Origin of the sequence: Rhodococcus sp. PAE-6 (genome assembly GCF_025290685.1) — a bacterium.
GTDB lineage: Bacteria > Actinomycetota > Actinomycetes > Mycobacteriales > Mycobacteriaceae > Rhodococcus > Rhodococcus pyridinivorans.
This window is the reverse complement of record NZ_JAOCLZ010000183.1, coordinates 1-247: the sequence shown is the minus strand read 5'-3', so window position 1 is coordinate 247 and position 247 is coordinate 1. Positions and strand designations below refer to the sequence as shown.

Annotated in this window: 1 protein-coding gene; it reads right to left on the bottom strand. The window is 68.8% G+C overall.

Annotation, left to right across the window (positions count from 1 at the left end; genetic code table 11):
* Positions 1-25: 25 nt before the first annotated feature.
* The coding region (locus NVV99_RS26720) for an alpha/beta fold hydrolase (RefSeq protein WP_369011269.1) at positions 26-247 on the bottom strand (222 nt) is incomplete at its 5' end.

Below are 247 nucleotides of genomic sequence, written 5' to 3'. Positions count from 1 at the left end.
AGGACAGTGCGACCTTGCCGCCCATCTAATATCCCGCCTGAACCACCGGTCCGTCCGGCGCGAGGGTCCGGAGCACCGGGTCGAGGTCGTCGGCCATCCCGGAGACCATGCACGCCGTGTCGTCGCCGGTCCCGGAACGACCGTGTCCTCGCTGTTCGTAGCTGACGATGCGCAGACCCGTCAGGTCCAGCGTGTCGCCGACGGGATCCCAGCTCGCGGCGTCCTGGCTGTTGCCGTGCAGGCACAC